This window comes from Variimorphobacter sp. HTMS_6, assembly GCF_059717775.1.
On sequence record NZ_AP046094.1, the window covers coordinates 2860198 to 2877773 of the forward strand.

Annotated in this window: 19 protein-coding genes; 11 read left to right on the plus strand and 8 right to left on the minus strand. The window is 37.8% G+C overall.

What is annotated here, in order from left to right:
• Positions 1–50: 50 nt before the first annotated feature.
• Positions 51–1547: an arabinosylfuranosidase ArfA gene (arfA, locus tag AC6IWN_RS12975; protein ID WP_497987835.1), complete on the minus strand. Its 1497-nt coding sequence runs from the start codon at positions 1545–1547 to the stop codon at positions 51–53.
• A 145-nt stretch (positions 1548–1692) separates the two neighbouring features.
• On the opposite strand from arfA, the gene AC6IWN_RS12980 reads away from it, so the two are divergent.
• Positions 1693–2253, plus strand: coding sequence for an acetate uptake transporter (locus AC6IWN_RS12980; RefSeq protein WP_497987836.1), 561 nt, complete (start codon positions 1693–1695; stop codon positions 2251–2253).
• An 89-nt stretch (positions 2254–2342) separates the two neighbouring features.
• Here the strand turns inward: AC6IWN_RS12980 and AC6IWN_RS12985 are convergent, their stop codons facing one another.
• From AC6IWN_RS12985 to AC6IWN_RS12995, 3 genes are all read right to left on the minus strand, one after another.
• Complete coding sequence (locus AC6IWN_RS12985; RefSeq protein WP_497987837.1) at positions 2343–2501, minus strand: hypothetical protein; 159 nt, start codon at positions 2499–2501, stop codon at positions 2343–2345.
• Between the two features lie 235 nt (positions 2502–2736).
• Complete coding sequence (locus AC6IWN_RS12990) at positions 2737–3351, minus strand: hypothetical protein (RefSeq protein WP_497987838.1); 615 nt, start codon at positions 3349–3351, stop codon at positions 2737–2739.
• Positions 3352–3371: 20 nt separating this feature from the next.
• Positions 3372–4001 (minus strand): DUF4004 family protein, encoded by a 630-nt coding sequence (locus AC6IWN_RS12995; protein WP_497987839.1) that lies wholly within the window; start codon positions 3999–4001, stop codon positions 3372–3374.
• Between the two features lie 276 nt (positions 4002–4277).
• On the opposite strand from AC6IWN_RS12995, the gene AC6IWN_RS13000 reads away from it, so the two are divergent.
• Positions 4278–5093, plus strand: coding sequence for a prolipoprotein diacylglyceryl transferase (locus tag AC6IWN_RS13000; RefSeq protein ID WP_497987840.1), 816 nt, complete (start codon positions 4278–4280; stop codon positions 5091–5093).
• Positions 5094–5218: 125 nt separating this feature from the next.
• Here the strand turns inward: AC6IWN_RS13000 and AC6IWN_RS13005 are convergent, their stop codons facing one another.
• Positions 5219–5971, minus strand: coding sequence for a hypothetical protein (locus tag AC6IWN_RS13005; protein ID WP_497987841.1), 753 nt, complete (start codon positions 5969–5971; stop codon positions 5219–5221).
• Between the two features lie 250 nt (positions 5972–6221).
• On the opposite strand from AC6IWN_RS13005, the gene AC6IWN_RS13010 reads away from it, so the two are divergent.
• Positions 6222–7541, plus strand: coding sequence for an aspartate kinase (locus AC6IWN_RS13010; protein ID WP_497987842.1), 1320 nt, complete (start codon positions 6222–6224; stop codon positions 7539–7541).
• Positions 7542–7634: 93 nt separating this feature from the next.
• Here the strand turns inward: AC6IWN_RS13010 and AC6IWN_RS13015 are convergent, their stop codons facing one another.
• Positions 7635–8876, minus strand: a complete 1242-nt coding sequence (locus tag AC6IWN_RS13015) for a DUF6273 domain-containing protein (RefSeq protein ID WP_497987843.1) — start codon at positions 8874–8876, stop codon at positions 7635–7637.
• A 523-nt stretch (positions 8877–9399) separates the two neighbouring features.
• Between AC6IWN_RS13015 and AC6IWN_RS13020 the strand changes: the two genes are divergently transcribed.
• Both AC6IWN_RS13020 and AC6IWN_RS13025 read left to right on the plus strand, forming a co-directional pair.
• Positions 9400–10629: an ammonium transporter gene (locus AC6IWN_RS13020; RefSeq protein ID WP_497987844.1), complete on the plus strand. Its 1230-nt coding sequence runs from the start codon at positions 9400–9402 to the stop codon at positions 10627–10629.
• 98 nt (positions 10630–10727) lie between these two features.
• Complete coding sequence (locus AC6IWN_RS13025) at positions 10728–11081, plus strand: P-II family nitrogen regulator (protein WP_497987845.1); 354 nt, start codon at positions 10728–10730, stop codon at positions 11079–11081.
• Positions 11082–11219: 138 nt separating this feature from the next.
• Here the strand turns inward: AC6IWN_RS13025 and AC6IWN_RS13030 are convergent, their stop codons facing one another.
• Positions 11220–12461, minus strand: coding sequence for an MFS transporter (locus AC6IWN_RS13030; protein WP_497987846.1), 1242 nt, complete (start codon positions 12459–12461; stop codon positions 11220–11222).
• A gap of 148 nt (positions 12462–12609) precedes the next feature.
• Positions 12610–13095, minus strand: coding sequence for a MarR family transcriptional regulator (locus tag AC6IWN_RS13035; RefSeq protein WP_497987847.1), 486 nt, complete (start codon positions 13093–13095; stop codon positions 12610–12612).
• Positions 13096–13241: 146 nt separating this feature from the next.
• Between AC6IWN_RS13035 and AC6IWN_RS13040 the strand changes: the two genes are divergently transcribed.
• The 6 genes from AC6IWN_RS13040 to AC6IWN_RS13065 all read left to right on the plus strand — a co-directional run bounded on the left by AC6IWN_RS13040 (position 13242) and on the right by AC6IWN_RS13065 (position 17166).
• Positions 13242–13835: an RNA polymerase sigma factor gene (locus AC6IWN_RS13040; protein WP_497987848.1), complete on the plus strand. Its 594-nt coding sequence runs from the start codon at positions 13242–13244 to the stop codon at positions 13833–13835.
• Positions 13828–14343 carry an anti-sigma factor family protein gene (locus AC6IWN_RS13045; protein ID WP_497987849.1) on the plus strand — a complete coding sequence of 172 codons (516 nt, stop codon included), beginning with the start codon at positions 13828–13830 and terminating at the stop codon, positions 14341–14343. The genes AC6IWN_RS13040 and AC6IWN_RS13045 overlap by 8 nt, the downstream gene beginning before the upstream one ends.
• Positions 14324–14881, plus strand: a complete 558-nt coding sequence (locus AC6IWN_RS13050; protein ID WP_497987850.1) for a hypothetical protein — start codon at positions 14324–14326, stop codon at positions 14879–14881. Before AC6IWN_RS13045 ends, AC6IWN_RS13050 begins: the two co-directional genes overlap by 20 nt.
• Position 14882: 1 nt before the next feature.
• The gene (locus AC6IWN_RS13055; RefSeq protein ID WP_497987851.1) at positions 14883–15191 is read left to right on the plus strand and encodes a LiaI-LiaF-like domain-containing protein; all 309 of its coding nucleotides are present in this window, start codon (positions 14883–14885) and stop codon (positions 15189–15191) included.
• A gap of 269 nt (positions 15192–15460) precedes the next feature.
• Entirely contained in the window at positions 15461–16243 is a 783-nt protein-coding gene (gene ku, locus AC6IWN_RS13060) for a non-homologous end joining protein Ku (RefSeq protein WP_497987852.1), read from the plus strand.
• Positions 16243–17166 (plus strand): ATP-dependent DNA ligase, encoded by a 924-nt coding sequence (locus AC6IWN_RS13065; RefSeq protein WP_497987853.1) that lies wholly within the window; start codon positions 16243–16245, stop codon positions 17164–17166. Before ku ends, AC6IWN_RS13065 begins: the two co-directional genes overlap by 1 nt.
• Positions 17167–17576: the final 410 nt, after the last annotated feature.

A 17576-nucleotide genomic window follows, 5' to 3' on the forward strand; every position in this document is an offset into this window, starting at 1 on the left:
ATAAAGGTGCTGACTCCGTATTATTTGTCTATCCTACTATCGTTAATATTTTATTTCCCTAGTCTAATAACATGAAAACTTTTATCACATAAAATTGCTTGAAGTATCCCATCTTCCAGTTTTGAAGTACCTCCCATAACCGGTGCAACATTATCCGGAAACTCTTGTGAGTTAACTGCCTTTAAGTCAGGATGAGTCAGTACTATATGCTCTTTAATCTGATAGTCTTTAAACTGACGTAAATCACAACTTAATTCCATGGATTCGTGTAGATCTTTATTTACAGCAAATATTGTTAAGGTTTCCTGCTCCTCATTCATCATACAAACTGCATCCAGATAAGGAGCATCCCCATGCTTACTGTCGTATACCGGTGCTTGCACCACCGTATTCAATACAACTCCGGGGCCGTAATTACTAATTAATGCAAATGGATGGTAGATTGTCTGCATCCACGCTCCGGTATCAGAGGTCATGATTGGTGCTATTACGTTTACTAATTGTGCTAGGCATGCGATTTTAACACGGTCCGCGTGACGAAGTAATGTTATCATCATGCCTGCTACCAGTAATGCATCTTCAAAATTATAGATGTCCTCCAATTGATGTGGTACTTTTCCCCAACGTTTCAACTGTTTATCCTGTTCATTTGAATGATACCAAACATTCCACTCATCAAAGGATAGATGAATCGTCTTACTTTTACGTTTTTTCGCTTTTACTGCGTCGCATATCGAAACTACTGATTGAATGAAACGATCCATCGCAACCGTATTAGCCAAGAAGTCCGCAGTGTTATTATCCTGATTACCATAATATTGATGCAGTGATAGGTAATCTACCTGGTCATAACACTCACTAAGAACGGTATCCTCCCAGGAACCGAAGGTATCCATCTCGAGTGATGAACTTCCGCAAGCCACTAGCTCAATGGAGGGATCCACCATTCTCATGATACGCCCCGCTTCCGCTGCGACCCTACCATATTCCTTTGCTGTCTTGTGTCCCATCTGCCAAGGACCATCCATCTCATTTCCCAGACACCAAAGCTTAATATCATGAGGTTTATCATAACCATGACTTTTCCTTAACTCACTGTAGTAGCTACCTCCATCTATATTACAATACTCAATAATATTTTTAGCATCCTCAATTCCTCTGGTACCAAGATTGATTGCCATCATCGGAGTTGTGCTCGCTTTGTTTGACCAATCCATGAATTCATTTAAACCAAATTGGTTCGTCTCAACAACACTCCATGCTAGATCTAATTTTGCTGGGCGGTCTTTGATGGGACCAACTCCGTCCTTCCAATGATAGCCCGATACGAAATTACCTCCTGGGTAACGTACTAGTGGTACATTCAATTTTCGAATTAATGTAATTACATCCTTCCTTAACCCCTGTTCGTCAGCAAGTATACTATCCGGTTGATAGATCCCCTCATATACCGCGCGTCCAAGATGTTCGATAAACGATCCATAGATCCTTTTATCCACCTCAGCGACAATAAAATGTTTATCAATCCACAAAACAGATTTTTTCATTCGTATGTCTCCTTTCAATGTTTATGTTTGTAATAAATTCCCTTTGAAGTATATTATTTTTTTGTTGAAATTTGTCCTATAAAATGATACGATAAGGCCTGTGCGTTTTTGCACGAATATAATAATGGAAGGACTACTAACAATTATGTCAACTCAAACACAATCTAATATTGCTAATCCAGCCCCTCTTGGTCTTTTAGGCTTCGGTATGACAACCTGCTTACTCAACTTATGCAATGCAGGCTTTTTACCTTTTTCAATCGTTATCATCGCTATGGGCATTGCACTTGGCGGCGCTGCACAGATTATTGCAGGTATCATGGAATTTAAGAAAAATAACACCTTCGGAGCAACTGCTTTTACTGCTTATGGCTTCTTCTGGTGGTCTTTTGTTTTAATCAAAATAAATCCTTTCAAAGGTATCGCAGCTGCAGACACAAAAAGCCTTGGTTTTTACTTAACTCTTTGGGGCATATTCACCCTATTTATGTTCATCGGAACATTAAAGCACAACCGTACTTCTCAAATCGTATTTTTCTCATTAGCTGCGTTATTCTTCTTACTTGCAGCAGGAGATTTTACTGGTATTGAGCAGATTCATACGTTTGCTGGATACGTAGGTATCTTCTGTGGTTTATCCGCAATCTATAATGCCCTTGCACAGGTTGTAAATCAGGAATTCGGAAAAACTGTATTACCTTTATAATTTATAACATAAAGAAGCAGAGTCGGAATAAGAACTTTTTAAATTTAGTTCTTTCTTATTCCAATTCTGCTCTTTCATTTATAAAGCTATTAATATCTTCCACTTCTCTTTTCTGAGAGGTATATATCTAGTGCTGCAATTCCTCTTCTTAAAAACATTATCAGTAAAACTATGATGTAGATACTTATTCCAATTATAGCAAGTGAAAACAAAATATAAAATATACCGATAAATCCAAATCCAATCATATAATTACCCTCCACCTATATCTTCTATGACATCTATAATACGATAACTTGTATAGCTCTATTATAATAATTACAATATAACTTTACAACTTATTTTTCCTATTATATCCATGGATAAGATATTAGGTTTTCAAAGAAAGGCTTAGATATTTAATTCAGTATATATAAATTCACACGCATAAAGAATAATAAATACTTACTGATATACCCTGTGTCAATCCGCTGCAATCGCAACTTAATACCTTCTGGTATACTCACCGGTTACATTCTTTACACTAGAGGTCTCATCAATAAATAATGTACCACTGCAATCAACATTCTCAATGATACAATTGGATCCGATTATAATATCTGTACCATTCACAGTTTGTGATTTCACTCCATATAACTCAATCGTTGTCGCCTCAATCATTCTAACCTTTGAGCGAAAACGATTAAATAGATTAACAATCTTATGTCTCGGGTTATGGGAGCATATTTTTATCTTATCACCAACTATCTCATCGGCTTCGATGCAGCCCTCCGCATTCAATATATCCGTTGATATCTCACCCTTTGCTTTAATTACACCCTCACATACAATCTCGGTTGCTTCAATCTTTCCGAATGCGTCTACATTAAATACGCCCTCAACATTTATCTTTTTTGCTCTGATACTTGCTTTAAAGTTTGCTACTCCTTCACAATACAACGTTCCAGCTTCAATTTCACCGGAGCAGTTGAAAACCCCTTCGATGTTTATGCTTTCTGCCTTTAAATCATTCGAGCAATTCCCAACTCCTTCAATTTTAACTGTATCAAATTGGCCTCCGTTTATCTTGCCGATACCTTCCATAATATAATCACCCATACAAATTACTCCTTCCAATATTATTTGATAAATAAACTCTTATACTTCATTTTAATCATATCTGATACTTCACTTAAGTAGATATGTTCTACCGATTCAATATCGTCGTCAAAAGCCAATGGTGTAGAATTCAAGGAAAATACGGTGTGATATTCCTCCTCCAGCTTAAATACCGTACATAATACATTTGTATTCTTCTTCGCGATAGCCGGTGTAACTGATTTCGCCAGCAATCGCTTCGTCTGCTCGGTGGACATCCCGCACTTTGCAGCTGCTTGCGATAAGGCAACAATTAATGCCACATCAGAAAAATCGAACTTATCCTTTGTGAATATCTCCTCCATGCTGTCAACCAATTCGGGAGCAATCTCAGTTACTTCCCGAAGTGATTTAAGTGATATCTGCGCCACTGATGATTCCGGCGATAATAATTTCGCTAATTCCTCCAGTGAATAGTTATCCTTCAATTCCAAGATTGAATTGATTCTACTTAAAATCTGCTCTCTGGGAAAGAAGGTCTCCTGTCCTGTGTATGATGATTGTTTAATAAACCACTCCTCCGGTATCAATCGTTCTCTCTTCCATCTGTATAATTGACCGTATGATATTCCGGTGATTGCTAATAAGTCTTTTTTTGATATTAAATTCAAACATTTCACCTCCGTAACGTAACATTGTTTTATTTCATGACTATAATGTAACATAACAATGTTACGCTGTCAATATGTAATTTACATATATTTCAACTAAAATATGATTCCCTTTTCTGATTTTCAAATTTATTGTTTCTTTTTTTATAAATATTCGATATACTTATCTCATTACATGTACGCAAATGGTGGTTAATAATTAGTAAACCATTATTTTTATGTTTAAATTTATTCTAATGCCAAAATTCATAGGTATACACAGAAAGGAAAATAATAATGAAAAACGAACTATTAAAAATCGGTCCTTTCGTAATTCACGGGTATGGCTTAATGATTGCTATCGGAATTATGGCGGCCTACCTGACAGTAGAATACCGGGCAAAGCTTAAAGGTCTGAAACATGAACTCATATTTAACCTGACCATATGGTGCGCAGTAGGTGGAATACTCGGTGCAAAGCTTCTTTACATAATCACTCAATTAAAAGAGATTATTTCTGATCCTAGCGTACTATTACAGGTTTCAGAAGGATTTGTAGTTTATGGTGGTATTATAGGCGGCATCTTTTCCGGGTATTTATTCACTAAGAAGCATAAGCTTAATTTCTTAGAGTATTTTGATATTGTTATGCCCTCTATCGCACTGGCTCAAGGTTTTGGACGAATCGGTTGCCTCTTGGCAGGGTGCTGTTATGGTGCTGAGACTAATAGTCCTTTTAGCTTGATATTCCCTCACTCAGATTACGCGCCGAATGATGTTCACTTAATTCCTACCCAGCCAATCTCCAGTTTATTGAATTTTCTAAACTTTGCTGTTCTTGTACTGATTTCCAAAAGAACAAAGGCTCATGGACAGGTTGCAGGTTTTTATCTGATATTCTATAGTGTTGGAAGATTTATTATTGAGTTCTTCCGCGGTGATTTAGAGCGTGGACAAGTTGGCAATCTATCTACCTCACAATTTATATCCATCTTCCTGTTCTTATTTGGTGTTGCACTTGTTGTGATTTGTGCTTTCAAAGCAAAGAAGGTAATTCCGGCGGAGATTCAGGATTCTGAAAAGATATCCGAGCCCACAGATAAAGAGGATTAATCAAAGGTGATAAAAAAACCTACCCCTATGAAAGTTATCACAACTTCTGAAAGGGTAGGGATTTTTTATTTATACATATAAAGAAGCCAATCTATTTATCATATACCGTGCATTAATTCACAATCTTAGAAACATCGATAGAAAATCACTCTATTTCGAGATATTCTGTCGAATGTCCAGTCTCTTCCTGTCCAGCGGAACCCTTGAATAAATCTATCGTCTATTCGGGTAATATAAAACCAGAAGTTGCTTCCATTTCTTAACCAGATATACGTAAAACTATTTAAACATCTTCTTATAGGACGATTATACCTACCCTGTTGATTAGATGGATTGACAAAATACACCCCGCCCATCGGGCTTCTCTCCATCTTTGGTGCTTCCGGAACAAAGTTGGGAGGAGGAGTATTTGGCATTCCATCCATACCGGGTGAAACAGGAGGGAAATTAGGCGGCATAGGCTGTGGCCTCGGTCCCGGTCCTGGCATAGGCTGCGGTCTTGGTCCCGGCCCTGGCATAGGCTGTGGCCTCGGTCCTGGCCCTGGCATAGGCTGCGGTCTCGGTCCCGGTCCTGGCATAGGCTGTGGTCTCGGTTCCGGCCCTGGCATAGGCTGTGGCCTCGGACCCGGTCCTGGCATAGGCTGTGGCCTCGGACCCGGTCCTGGCATAGGCTGCGGTCTTGATCCCGGTCCTGGCATAGGCTGCGGTCTTGGTTGTGGCATAGGCTGCGGTCCTGGCATAGGCCTTGGCTCTGGCCTTGGTTGTGGCATAGGTTGTGGCTGTGGTGACGACCCAGGTCTTTGATTTCTGTCTCGATTACGCTGATCCCGGTTCTGATCACGGTTATTAGATCTATTATTGTTATTTTCTCTATTCAACGATGTATCCCTTTCTTTGTTTAAATTCATACAATATTTTATGACAATTAAATAGAAAGGTGAGAACAAACGTTATGATTGCTGGAATGAATGCACATACAAAAAATCCCACAATATATTGCATGAAAGTGGTTAAAATTCTTTCTTTATCAACAATTGATTATTTCAACAAGTTATAATATAATGTAAAAATATAAGTTAAAATTTATAAATAATCGCGCTGATTCCATGCGTAGAAAGAGGATAGTCTATGAATGATACTAAAGTTGTGAAATTTGGCGGAAGTTCACTTGCTGATGCGAATCAGTTTAAAAAGGTTGCGGATATTATCCACTCTGACAAATCCAGACGTTTTGTTGTTGCCTCCGCTCCCGGTAAACGCTACTCCGAAGATATTAAAATTACAGATATGCTTTATAACTGTTATGATAAAGCTTCCAAAGGCGAGAATTTTGATATAGAATTCTCATCTATTGAAGAACGTTATAATTCTATAATAAAGGACTTGAATATCGATTTATCTTTGGAGGAGGAGTTTAAATACATAAAAGCCTCCTTTGCTCACAGTGCAGGACGTGATTATGCAGCTAGCCGTGGAGAATACCTCAATAGTATTGTTCTTGCAAAGTATCTCGGATTCCCATTTCTAGATACCGTTGGTCTTCTCTACTTCAATGAGAGTGGTATATTTGATTTAGATAGAACGATCTCAAAATTGGGTCCTAAACTTGCGGAGTTAGAAAATGCTGTTATCCCCGGCTTCTACGGATCTATGCCTAATGATACGATTAAGACCTTTTCACGAGGTGGATCTGATATTACCGGTTCTATTGTTGCTAGTGCGATCAATGCAACAATATATGAGAACTGGACTGATGTTAGTGGATTCTTAATTTGTGATCCTAGAATCGTTGAGGATCCTAAACCGATTAGAACTATTACTTACAGAGAATTAAGAGAGTTATCCTATATGGGTGCTACTGTTCTTCATGAAGATGCGATCTTCCCGGTACGTACCAAGGGTATTCCGATTAATATTAAAAACACCAACCACCCTGAGGATAAGGGTACCATGATTGTATCCCAGACTGTCGACAGCAGTAATTTTATCATCACCGGTATTGCCGGTAAAAAGGGCTTCTCCGTTATCAATATTGAAAAAGATATGATGAACAGTGCCGTAGGCTTTGGAAGAAACGTTCTTCGTGCTCTTGAAAAAAGCAATCTTTGCTTTGAGCATATGCCATCCGGTATCGATACACTCAGTGTAATTATTAACACAGAGGCAATTAAAGGGAAAGAAAAAGTAGTTTTGGATGAAATCACCTCCAGAACAAATCCGGATCATATCGATATTGAAAATAATCTTGCTTTAATAGCCGTAGTTGGTCGAGGTATGAGAAAAGCGAGAGGAACAGCGGCACGTATCTTCACCGCTTTGGCAGAAGCGAAAGTAAATATTAAGATGATTGACCAGGGCTCTTCCGAATTAAACATTATCATTGGTGTTTCAGAAGAGGATTTTGAAGAAGCAACCAAGGCAATCTATAAAATATTTGTTCAAGAATAATTCTAATCAACAACATTAATTGAATTAAAAATACGAACATACAAAAAGGCTGTTACAATAAATCAACATATTGTAACAGCCTTTTAAACCACTCTAAAATGCTATATTAAGTACCGGTCTAACGTGAATGGTTTGGCTCGTGACATCATAACCGTAATCCATTATTGTTCCCTTCTCGGAATAGAAGGCTGCCGTTCTTTGACTACTTCCCGGAGAACGAAGCCACGCATTTAATTTCATAGTTGGTAATTGCGGTAAAAAGGTTTTTGCCTCGTCAATACTAAAAAGATAAACATAATCCTTCGTATCATTACCACCACTTGTTCCATACGTAGTATTTTTGCTATTTTTTAAGTTAGTAAGCTCTATCTCCTTTTGCTCTTCTTTTGAAAATGCCTGATTCAGATAATCTGAATTTAACCATTTTCTAATTGTAGATTTCTCCCAAGTTATATCACCTTGCGTCTCATTATAAGCCATAACGGGTAGGTTTTTTTTTCGTATCATGAATATATTATTGTTTTCATTGCTCAATATAATCCACCTACAATTACCAAAGGTAATAATATCTCCTGCAACACTGTTCTTCATTTCCTTCTTTTCCACAACCGTCTTTAAACTTGCACTATCCTTATAATCTCCGGCATTACCGAATGCATTAATTGCATCATCTAATTTTTTCGTATGGGACAGTGACTTTCCCCACAAATAATAACATTCGGTCTTTTTCAATTCACTATCCTTATAATTGTTTAGTCGAGTAAATTCGTGAATGGCTGTGCCATAGGCTTTGGTAAACATACATGCATTTGCATAATAGTATTTTGCATGTTTGGTATTCGCACCAACAATGATAACCACTAACACAAGCACTGTAATTAGCGTTTTTATCATTGATTTTCTTTTCTTATCCCTGCTCTTTATATCGGATAATTTTTCACACTCTTCAATCAAATCTTTTGAATCAAGATATCCTATTACCTTTTTATATTCATTGATAGCTTCTGAGTAATCCTCTGAGTCTCGTGCATTCTCTTTTAAATAATTTGCTTTCTTATAGATTACTTCCTTTAAGTCTTTCTTGGCAATTTTGACATTCTCCTGACAAATCTTAATCATATCCTGAGAATCTTTATACCCATCCATTTCTTGCAGATCGATAATTAGCTTTTGATACATATCAATTAACTGATTACTGATAAGCATACACTTTATACTTGCAAGTAATCTGACCGCAGTTTGATAATCTTCCTCCAATTGGATTAACGCAAGCTCTTCTTCACTCAGCTCGTTTTCACTGATCATATTATCATTCTGATTAAATTTTTGTTCCACTTTATTATCACTCCTCGTATTATTCATATTTTTTCCCGTTTACCCTACTTTAATCCAGATTGATAACTTATTACTGAATATCGCATATCGATTTAGTTTAGCACATGTATCACCAGTTGAAAATATATATGGGCATTAAGATATTGTGTAGATTCTTGCTATTGTTTTTCCATTTTAATCCTTGTAAAAAATAATACTTGAAATCTCCATTAACTTTCATTATAATATAAAAATCCAGTAGATTTTATATACAATTCAGCGAGACAATGACGTCTAGAAGATGAGTTCAATTATGTTCTCATTTTTTAACGTCATTTTTTCGTGCATTTTTCTACTGAAGGTTACAGATACGGATTCAAAGAAATTTTCATGCTATCAGTCCTTCAAAGGGGAAGCGGCAACGGAATTAAATTCTGTATAGGCATGAGTAGTCTGGTTCGCAATCGTTGAAACGAATAAGAAAGAGGCAATTTCTCAACGCAACGACGCCTTGAGACCGCTCACTTAACAAGGAGGTTTATGTATGAAAGCTTTAAATGGAGCAGATATGGCATTTGTCATTTTCTCTGCTGCTCTTGTCATGCTCATGGTGCCAGGATTGGCATTATTTTATGGTGGTATGGTAAAGAGTAAAAATGTATTAAGTACAACACTACATAGTTATGCTGCATTAGTAATTATCTCTGTGCAGTGGATTTTCTTCGGCTATTCTTTAGCCTTTGGACCTGGAAATGGTTTTATTGGTAATTTGGACTGGTCCTTCATGAAAAACGTTGGTATGGATGCCAACGCTGCTTATTCTTCATCCATTCCTCATTTATTATTTGCAATATTTCAAATGATGTTTGCTGTTATTACAGCTGCTGTTATATCGGGTGCTTTTGCAGAACGTATGCGCTTTCCGGCCTTCATTCTGTTCATTCTTCTATGGACCACTTTTGTATATGATCCGATTGCGCATTGGGTATGGTCAGACAACGGCTGGTTAAAGAATATGGGTGTTCTTGACTTTGCCGGCGGTAATGTTGTTGAAATCAACTCCGGTGTATCCGGCCTTGTCGCAGCTATTATATTGGGCAAGAGAAAGAAAACAAATCCCGATCCACATCACCTCCCTATGGCTATTCTCGGTGGTGGTATCCTTTGGTTTGGTTGGTTCGGATTTAATGCTGGTAGTGCGCTTGCAATAAACGGTGTGGCGATCAATGCATTTTTAACTACGAATACATCAGCTGCTGCAGGCGCAATCGCTTTTGTAGCATGCGAATGGTTAATAAATAAGAAACCGACTACCCTCGGAACAATATCCGGAGCAATCGCCGGACTTGTTGCCATCACACAGGGTGCCGGTTTTGTAACCCCTACTTCTGCATTTATTATCGGTTTAGGTGGTGGTACAGTAAGCTTTATCGCAATTGCGATCATGAAAGTGAAGCTCGGTTATGATGATGCTCTGGATGCATTCGGTTGCCATGGTGTTGCCGGTATCTGGGGTTCTATCGCAACCGCAATCTTTGCAACAACTAGTGTAAATGCTAATGGAGCAAATGGTTTATTACACGGTAATGTCAAACTTCTGACAGCTCATCTTATTGCAATTGTAGCCTGTGCTGCATATGCAGCTGCAGCTACCTTCGTTATCTTAAAACTCATCAGTCTAGTTGCAAAACTTAGAACGGAGAAGGACGCTGAATCTCTTGGATTAGATATCGCCTTACATGGGGAAGCTGCCTATAACATCTACAACAGATAACGATCGTACGAGTGATAACATGGGTATACTTGGCTATATTAATTGCTATTATTCCCATATAATGATACAATGTACCTAACAGACAAGGAGGGATACTTATGAATGAAGTAATGACTAAAGTGGATATAATAACTTCTCCCAACAAGCTTGACGATTTGATTGATGCATTGAATAAAATCGGCATCACCGGAATGACTGTATCAAATGTATTAGGATGCGGTGTTCAAAAAGGCCACAGAGAATATTACCGTGGTATGCCGGTAGATATTAAGCTTTTATCAAAAATCAAGATTGAAATTGTAATCTGTGAGGTCCCAGTTGATTTGCTGGTTGAAACCGCTAAGAAGGTTCTCCATACCGGTAATATCGGCGATGGAAAGATTTTTGTTTATGATGTTCAAAATGTAATCCGTGTCAGCAACGGCGCTGAGGGAAGAGAAGCTCTAAAATAATCGAATCAATTATTGAATCGACAGAAGAAGGGAGTATCGCGAAACTATCTTACAGTAGTTCGCGGTACTCCCTTTTTCTTATTAAACTCAAATAACATAGAGTATATACATATACAATTTCGTAATAGTAACATGCCGTTATTCTACATATTTTCTCTGAATCCCTTTTTGAATCGCAGCAATAGCTGCTCCCACTAAGATTACGCCCATAACGGCAGGGGCATAATGTCCCAGTGATATGTATAATACTCCACCAAGAATTGGTCCTATAATACGTGTCAGTGCTTGAATGGATTGACTTCCCCCTTGAATTCTACCCTGCTCCTCCGGTCTGACTGAATTGGAAGCGATTCCGTTAACAGCCGGGCCAAATATGGCATCTCCAAATCCAAATATTACAATTCCCACAATAAAGAATGGAACGCTTAAGAATAAGCCGGAAAGGGCAATTAGTCCATAAGCTATCATTTCACAGATCATACCGAGGACTGCAATCTGTATTACTTTGAGTCTCTTTAAGAGCATGGGCATAATAAGACTTTGCGTAATAATGTCCATTCCACCGATTATTGAAAATACTATTCCTATGATAACAGGTTCCCAGTGGAATGAATCTTTCGCAAACTGTGAAAAGAAGGTTTGCAACGAACCGGAAGGTACTCCTAGTAAAAATATTGCAATAAAAATCCATTTTAAATTCCTCACTGAAAATATACTTGAAAACTGGGTAAATGGATTAAGCCTTACAACGGATATTTTTTTTAATCTATGCTCCTTACTCAGACTTTCCGGCATGAAAATTGCTCCATACCCAACATTTAATAAAGTTATCATCACACCAAAATACATAGGGGTTGAATATCCAAACTTAGCAAGCAAACCACCTAAGGAAGGTCCGATGATAAAACCGATTCCGGAAGCAGCTCCTGCCCACCCGAAATATTTGGTACGCTGCTCATCAGGAGTTATATCTGCAAAATATGCTAATATGGTACTGATATTCCCCCCTGTTATCCCGTCTATGATACGTCCTAAAAACAGAACCCATAATGCTCCCCCAATACCAAAGATCAGATATCCTATGGCTGATCCTAAAAGACAGATAATAAGAACCGGGCGCCGACCATACCGATCGCTCAAAGCCCCAAGGGCCGGCGCTGCCAAAAATACGCAAACCGCATAGATGAAGGTTAATAGAGCAATAACAATAGCTTGATTTTGCGGACTATTTACATATGGTTGCACTAAAAATGGAACAACCGGTGTAGTCAGTCCAAATCCAATTCCATAGAGGAGCACGGATATCAAGCCGAATATTAAAGCATTCTTATCCACACTTTGTTCTATGGATTTTGTATTCATTGATTTTAATTTGTACATGTTAATTCACACCTCTCATAATTATGTTTCCCAGGAAACATAATTATGATATCATCATATTGTTTCCTTGTCAACAAAAAAGAACCGAATAAAACGCATATGTTGCAGCATTTCAATCAGCTCTATAAAAATGAATTAAATGGTTCAATTATTCAATATCATTTTGTTCCGTAATATCTAACCCTTGATTCTTTATTTCTTCATCCAAATGATTACCATATTTCTCTATAAAATCAAGCATGACTTTATATTGTTCTTCGCTTACCTGATCAAATACCGCCTTATCCCTATCTTGAAACTCCCTATGCAAGCTCTCGTGGATTTTATAAACTTCATTTCCCTTCGAGGTCAAGCGAAAATAGATTTCCTTCTTATTATCAGCTTTTTGATAGCTCTCAATGATGTCTTTATTAATAAGCTTCTTTGTAACTTTACTCATAGCCCCCCTGGTCATGAAAAAGTACTCTGCAAGTTTTGTTACATTAGCGTCAATATTTTCCCCTATATACTCAATACAATGTACTTCAGAGGGTTTATAATCCTTCAGTCTCTCTTCCATTTTAATCTTATTTAGAAAAACCATCTTATTATATAAATCTCTAAAACCCCTTATTACCTGTACTCCTTTATTCATGGATGCTCCTCCCACGTATTGTATTATTGATATTATATTTAATTTTTGTTTCTTTTTCAACAATATCATAATAATTTGGTAAAATTGAGTCTATTATAGAGGTATGTTTTGTCAATACAAAAAAAATCATAATTTTTCATTCAAAGTTGAAGACATTTGAATTATACTATCGTTATAAATTACATGAAGCGACTTACATATATAACAGAGGGGAGGCGGAAACGATCAGTAATGAGCAATATTATGAGTATCTAATCGATACATATCAAAATTTAATCTACTCCATTTGCTATAAAATTGTAAGAGATTACTTTGAAGCGGAGGATTTGGCTCAGGAAACATTTCTTTCTGTCTATAAGCATCTTCCCACCTTCGACCGTCAATATGAGAAAGCCTGGATTTGTCGTATCGCGACAAACAAATGTCTGGATTTTATCAAACGATCGGATAGGCAGAGTCTCCCCACAGAAGAAGAATACTTTTTAGCACAACCGGTCAAGGATCCCTTGCCGGAGGAAAATGTACTGGAGAAGGAAATTAAGCAACAGCTCTCTGATCGGTGTAATCAATTAAAACCGCCTTACAGAGAAATTGCACTGGATTATTTTTATCACGAGCTATCTGCTGCAGAGATAGCGACAAGCACAGGAAAAAACATCAAAACAGTCCAGACTCAGATTTACCGAGCCCGCACGCTGCTCCAAAAAACATATCGAAAGGAGGCAATCATCCATGAGTGATAAACATCATATCGAAGAACACGATTATATATTATTTCAACATGACCTTATGAATCCTGCCGACAGAATTGAGTTCCTAGAGCATATCTCCGGCTGTGATTATTGTGCTGATCATTTTGCCTCCTTAATGTCTGAAGAAGTTATAACTGCACCACGTGATCTGAAAGCCAATATTATGAGAGCAGTTAATCGCCCCGATATCAGGCTTTCTAAAAAAACAAAGGAAAGTTCAAAGAGGTTACAATTAATATGGTATAGCCTAAAGGTGGGCATGGCTACTGTATGTGCATTAGCACTCCTAATTATTACGATGAATCTGTCCCATATCGTTAACACCTCTCAGGCCCCACCAACTGTGGTATTCGTGGGAATTAAGGAACCCAGCAATGAGGAACCAATTACAGCATCGATAAAAGATAACATGGATCAAATCAGTAATTCAATATTAAATTTTTCGAATAAAATAATGAAAACGGAGGGATCTAATCATGATCAACAAACGAAGTAATTTCTTAACTTTTTGTTTTGCATTCTTACCCGGAGCAGGACAAATGTATATGGGCTTTATGAAGCGCGGAACCAGCTTTATGTCAGCTTTTTTCCTTTTAATATTTGCCTCAACCTGGCTTAATCTTAGCCCACTCTTATTTGCTTTGCCGGTTATATGGTTCTTTGCATTTTTTGATACCTTTAATCTACGTTCCTTACCGGATGAGAAGTTTTACGTAGTTGAGGATAAATACATCATATATCCGGATCTGTTTGCAAATAAGACCAACATCCTTCAAGGAAAGCCCCGCCTCATCTTCGCAATTGTATTAATCTTAGTGGGCTTTTCCATCCTGTGGAATAATCTTTACTCGATGATTAACTGGGTTCTTCCGGATGTTATCCGACAGATACTTTATTCCTTCGGACGTTACTTCCCTCAGTTCTTTGTAGGTTGTGGAATTATTGCCCTCGGCATATACCTGATTGCTGGTAAGAAGAAAGATCTTGATAAGGAAAACAAAGATAATCAAATTGAAAATCAGGGAGGGTTTTAAGATGAATCATTCTCATCGTGTCGGTACCTTAACCTTAGGTGGTATGTTAATTGTATTTGGAGTTTTATTCTTACTTCGTATGTTTGTGCCACACTTAAATTATGAATACGTATTTCGCTTATGGCCAATTGTATTAATATTTTTGGGATTTGAAATCCTGATTGCCAATTTTACACGTAAGCAGGAGAAGCTTCTATACGATAAAACTGCTGTGGCCTTAATAATTGTGCTCTCCTTCTTTACAATGGGCATGGCAGTAGTACAATTGTGTTTGGAATATGCCACCAATCATCTGACACTAAGCTTCTAGAGGAATCTATATAATTTGCTTACAATCAATCTATTATATAAAACCGAAAACTGACGTTTACAGAAAAGAGTCCTATGATTTTACATAGGGCTCTTTTCTGATATAAAAAACTTGATACCTCATCATTCAATCTGAATATACTTATAATCTTTGAAAACAAATGAATTTTGTATGATTAATATAAACTCTGCAAACAATAATACATATATTTTCGGTAATTCTAAATCATGCATTTAGCCAGTCGTCTTAACTGGTAGATTGGAGGTTCAATGGGTGTTTCTCATAAAGGTGCAATCTCACTTGGTCTTCTATATATTCCGGTGGGCTTATATACCACTACCAGAGATAATGATATCAAGTTCAATCAGCTATGTAAGGATACCAAAGAGCGGGTTAAATATAAAAAATATTGCCCCAGCTGTAATAAGGAAGTAAAACCGGATGAAATCATAAAGGGTTATGAATATGAAAACGAAAAATATGTTATGATGACGGAGGAGGAATTAGAAAAAATAAAAACTAAGAAGGATAAAACAATACACATCATTCAGTTTGTTAATCTCTCTGAAATTGATTCAATGTATTATGAGCGTAATTATTATGCAATCCCGGAAACCGGGGCAGAAAAAGCCTTTGAGCTGTTACGCAGTGCCATGCTATCCGAACAGAAGGTAGCCCTTGCTAAAACGGTAATCGGCACCAAAGAAAATCTTATCGTGTTATATCCAACAGAGGGTGGAATAATCGCTAAAACACTCTTCTACCAGGATGAGATTATTGCCGTACCCAAGCAGGTTGCTCCTGTAGAACTAAACGAGGCTGAAGTTACCATGGCAAAGACATTAATAAATTCTATGACTCAAGCATTCGATGCTTCCAAGTATAAGGATGAATATCAACAAAGGCTACGGGATGCTATCATGCAAAAAATCCATGGAGAGGATATCGTCGCAGTGGATACCTCTGCTCCGAATAATGTCATAGACTTGATGGAGGCTTTACAACGTACGCTTGAGATGTCAAAGGATCAGAAGTTGAGTGGTACCGCCTGATGGATTTATTTGAAGAAAAGAATATTAAACCCATGCTAATCTCTGATATGACGCAGCCTTTTAATGACCCTGATTGGATCTATGAACTAAAGCTCGATGGAATTCGCTGTGTTGCATATCTGGATAAAGAGACTGAGCTTCGTAATAAGAGAAATGACAGACTTCTGCAGAAGGTTCCGGAGTTATCCGATATCTTTAGGCAAGTATCCACTCGCTGCATACTTGATGGGGAATTAGTTATATTAAAAAATGGGGTTCCTGACTTCTTCGAGCTGCAAAAAAGAGCTCTAACTTCAAATCGCTTTAAGATAGAACTCTCCTCCGGCAGTTTTCCTGCCTGCTTTGTTGCATATGACATTCTATATCGCACCGATACCCAGTTGACTGATCTTCCGTTAATTGAACGTAAAGCCATACTCAGTGAAGTGGTGAGTGATAGCCCGAAGCTGGCTGTCAGCAGGTACATTCCTGAGAAAGGAATCGAACTGTTTGATGCTGCGAAGAGTCAACAGCTGGAGGGCGTGGTTGCAAAAAAGAGAAATAGTAGATATTACTTTGATAAACGTACAAAGGACTGGATCAAATTCAAATTCCTTGCCGACCAAGACTTTGTGGTATGTGGATATATCCAAAAGGAAAAAGGAGTCACCAGTATTGTACTCGGACAATACGATGGTGACACTTTAATCTATAAGGGGCATGTTACATTCGGCGTAAAATATGGAGATTTAAGAAAGCTAGATACGATGGAATCCTCACCCTTTCGTGAATTACCTGCAGGTAATGAGAATGCGGTCTGGCTGGTGCCGGAACTGGTTTGTGTCGTTCAGTATATGCCAAACGAAAAGGGCATGCTTAGACAACCCGTATTCAAGGGGTTTCGCGATGATAAAGATCCAATGGAATGCCAGATCAAGAAATAGTAGCAATGCCTTGGAGATTATGAAGTTTATAATAATATGAACGAAAAATAGCATACAATTATTATCCATCAGAGACACGTTCCCACTCGTTGACGCACGTAGCGGCACATAAGGCTCTGTCAGATCAAAGACATCTGCCACAGCCTAAATGCCGACGGCGTCAAACGGTCTCTTTATGGATTAATAAATGTATGCTATTTTTCAGCCAAGTTATGTGATAAACTTCATAATCTCCAAGGCTCCGTTACACAATTTTTAGTTTTAATATACCATAATTTACTCTTTTATTAGCGCATGCATTATTTTCCGACGAAGACATGTTTCCGCTCAATTATCGCATGTAGCGGCACTGCCGACAGCGATTAACGGTCTCCTTATGGATTAATAATACATGTGCTATTTTTGAAGGT

What these genes read in the sequence shown, in the direction of transcription:
- arfA (WP_497987835.1), bottom strand. Translation starts at nt 1,547, where the DNA reads ATGAAAAAATCTGTTTTGTGGATTGATAAACATTTTATTGTCGCTGAG.
- AC6IWN_RS12980 (WP_497987836.1), top strand. Translation starts at nt 1,693, where the DNA reads ATGTCAACTCAAACACAATCTAATATTGCTAATCCAGCCCCTCTTGGT.
- AC6IWN_RS12985 (WP_497987837.1), bottom strand. Translation starts at nt 2,501, where the DNA reads ATGATTGGATTTGGATTTATCGGTATATTTTATATTTTGTTTTCACTT.
- AC6IWN_RS12990 (WP_497987838.1), bottom strand. Translation starts at nt 3,351, where the DNA reads ATGGGTGATTATATTATGGAAGGTATCGGCAAGATAAACGGAGGCCAA.
- AC6IWN_RS13000 (WP_497987840.1), top strand. Translation starts at nt 4,278, where the DNA reads ATGAAAAACGAACTATTAAAAATCGGTCCTTTCGTAATTCACGGGTAT.
- AC6IWN_RS13010 (WP_497987842.1), top strand. Translation starts at nt 6,222, where the DNA reads ATGAATGATACTAAAGTTGTGAAATTTGGCGGAAGTTCACTTGCTGAT.
- AC6IWN_RS13020 (WP_497987844.1), top strand. Translation starts at nt 9,400, where the DNA reads ATGAAAGCTTTAAATGGAGCAGATATGGCATTTGTCATTTTCTCTGCT.
- AC6IWN_RS13025 (WP_497987845.1), top strand. Translation starts at nt 10,728, where the DNA reads ATGAATGAAGTAATGACTAAAGTGGATATAATAACTTCTCCCAACAAG.
- AC6IWN_RS13030 (WP_497987846.1), bottom strand. Translation starts at nt 12,461, where the DNA reads ATGTACAAATTAAAATCAATGAATACAAAATCCATAGAACAAAGTGTG.
- AC6IWN_RS13035 (WP_497987847.1), bottom strand. Translation starts at nt 13,095, where the DNA reads ATGAATAAAGGAGTACAGGTAATAAGGGGTTTTAGAGATTTATATAAT.
- AC6IWN_RS13045 (WP_497987849.1), top strand. Translation starts at nt 13,828, where the DNA reads ATGAGTGATAAACATCATATCGAAGAACACGATTATATATTATTTCAA.
- AC6IWN_RS13050 (WP_497987850.1), top strand. Translation starts at nt 14,324, where the DNA reads ATGATCAACAAACGAAGTAATTTCTTAACTTTTTGTTTTGCATTCTTA.
- AC6IWN_RS13055 (WP_497987851.1), top strand. Translation starts at nt 14,883, where the DNA reads ATGAATCATTCTCATCGTGTCGGTACCTTAACCTTAGGTGGTATGTTA.
- ku (WP_497987852.1), top strand. Translation starts at nt 15,461, where the DNA reads ATGGGTGTTTCTCATAAAGGTGCAATCTCACTTGGTCTTCTATATATT.
- AC6IWN_RS13065 (WP_497987853.1), top strand. Translation starts at nt 16,243, where the DNA reads ATGGATTTATTTGAAGAAAAGAATATTAAACCCATGCTAATCTCTGAT.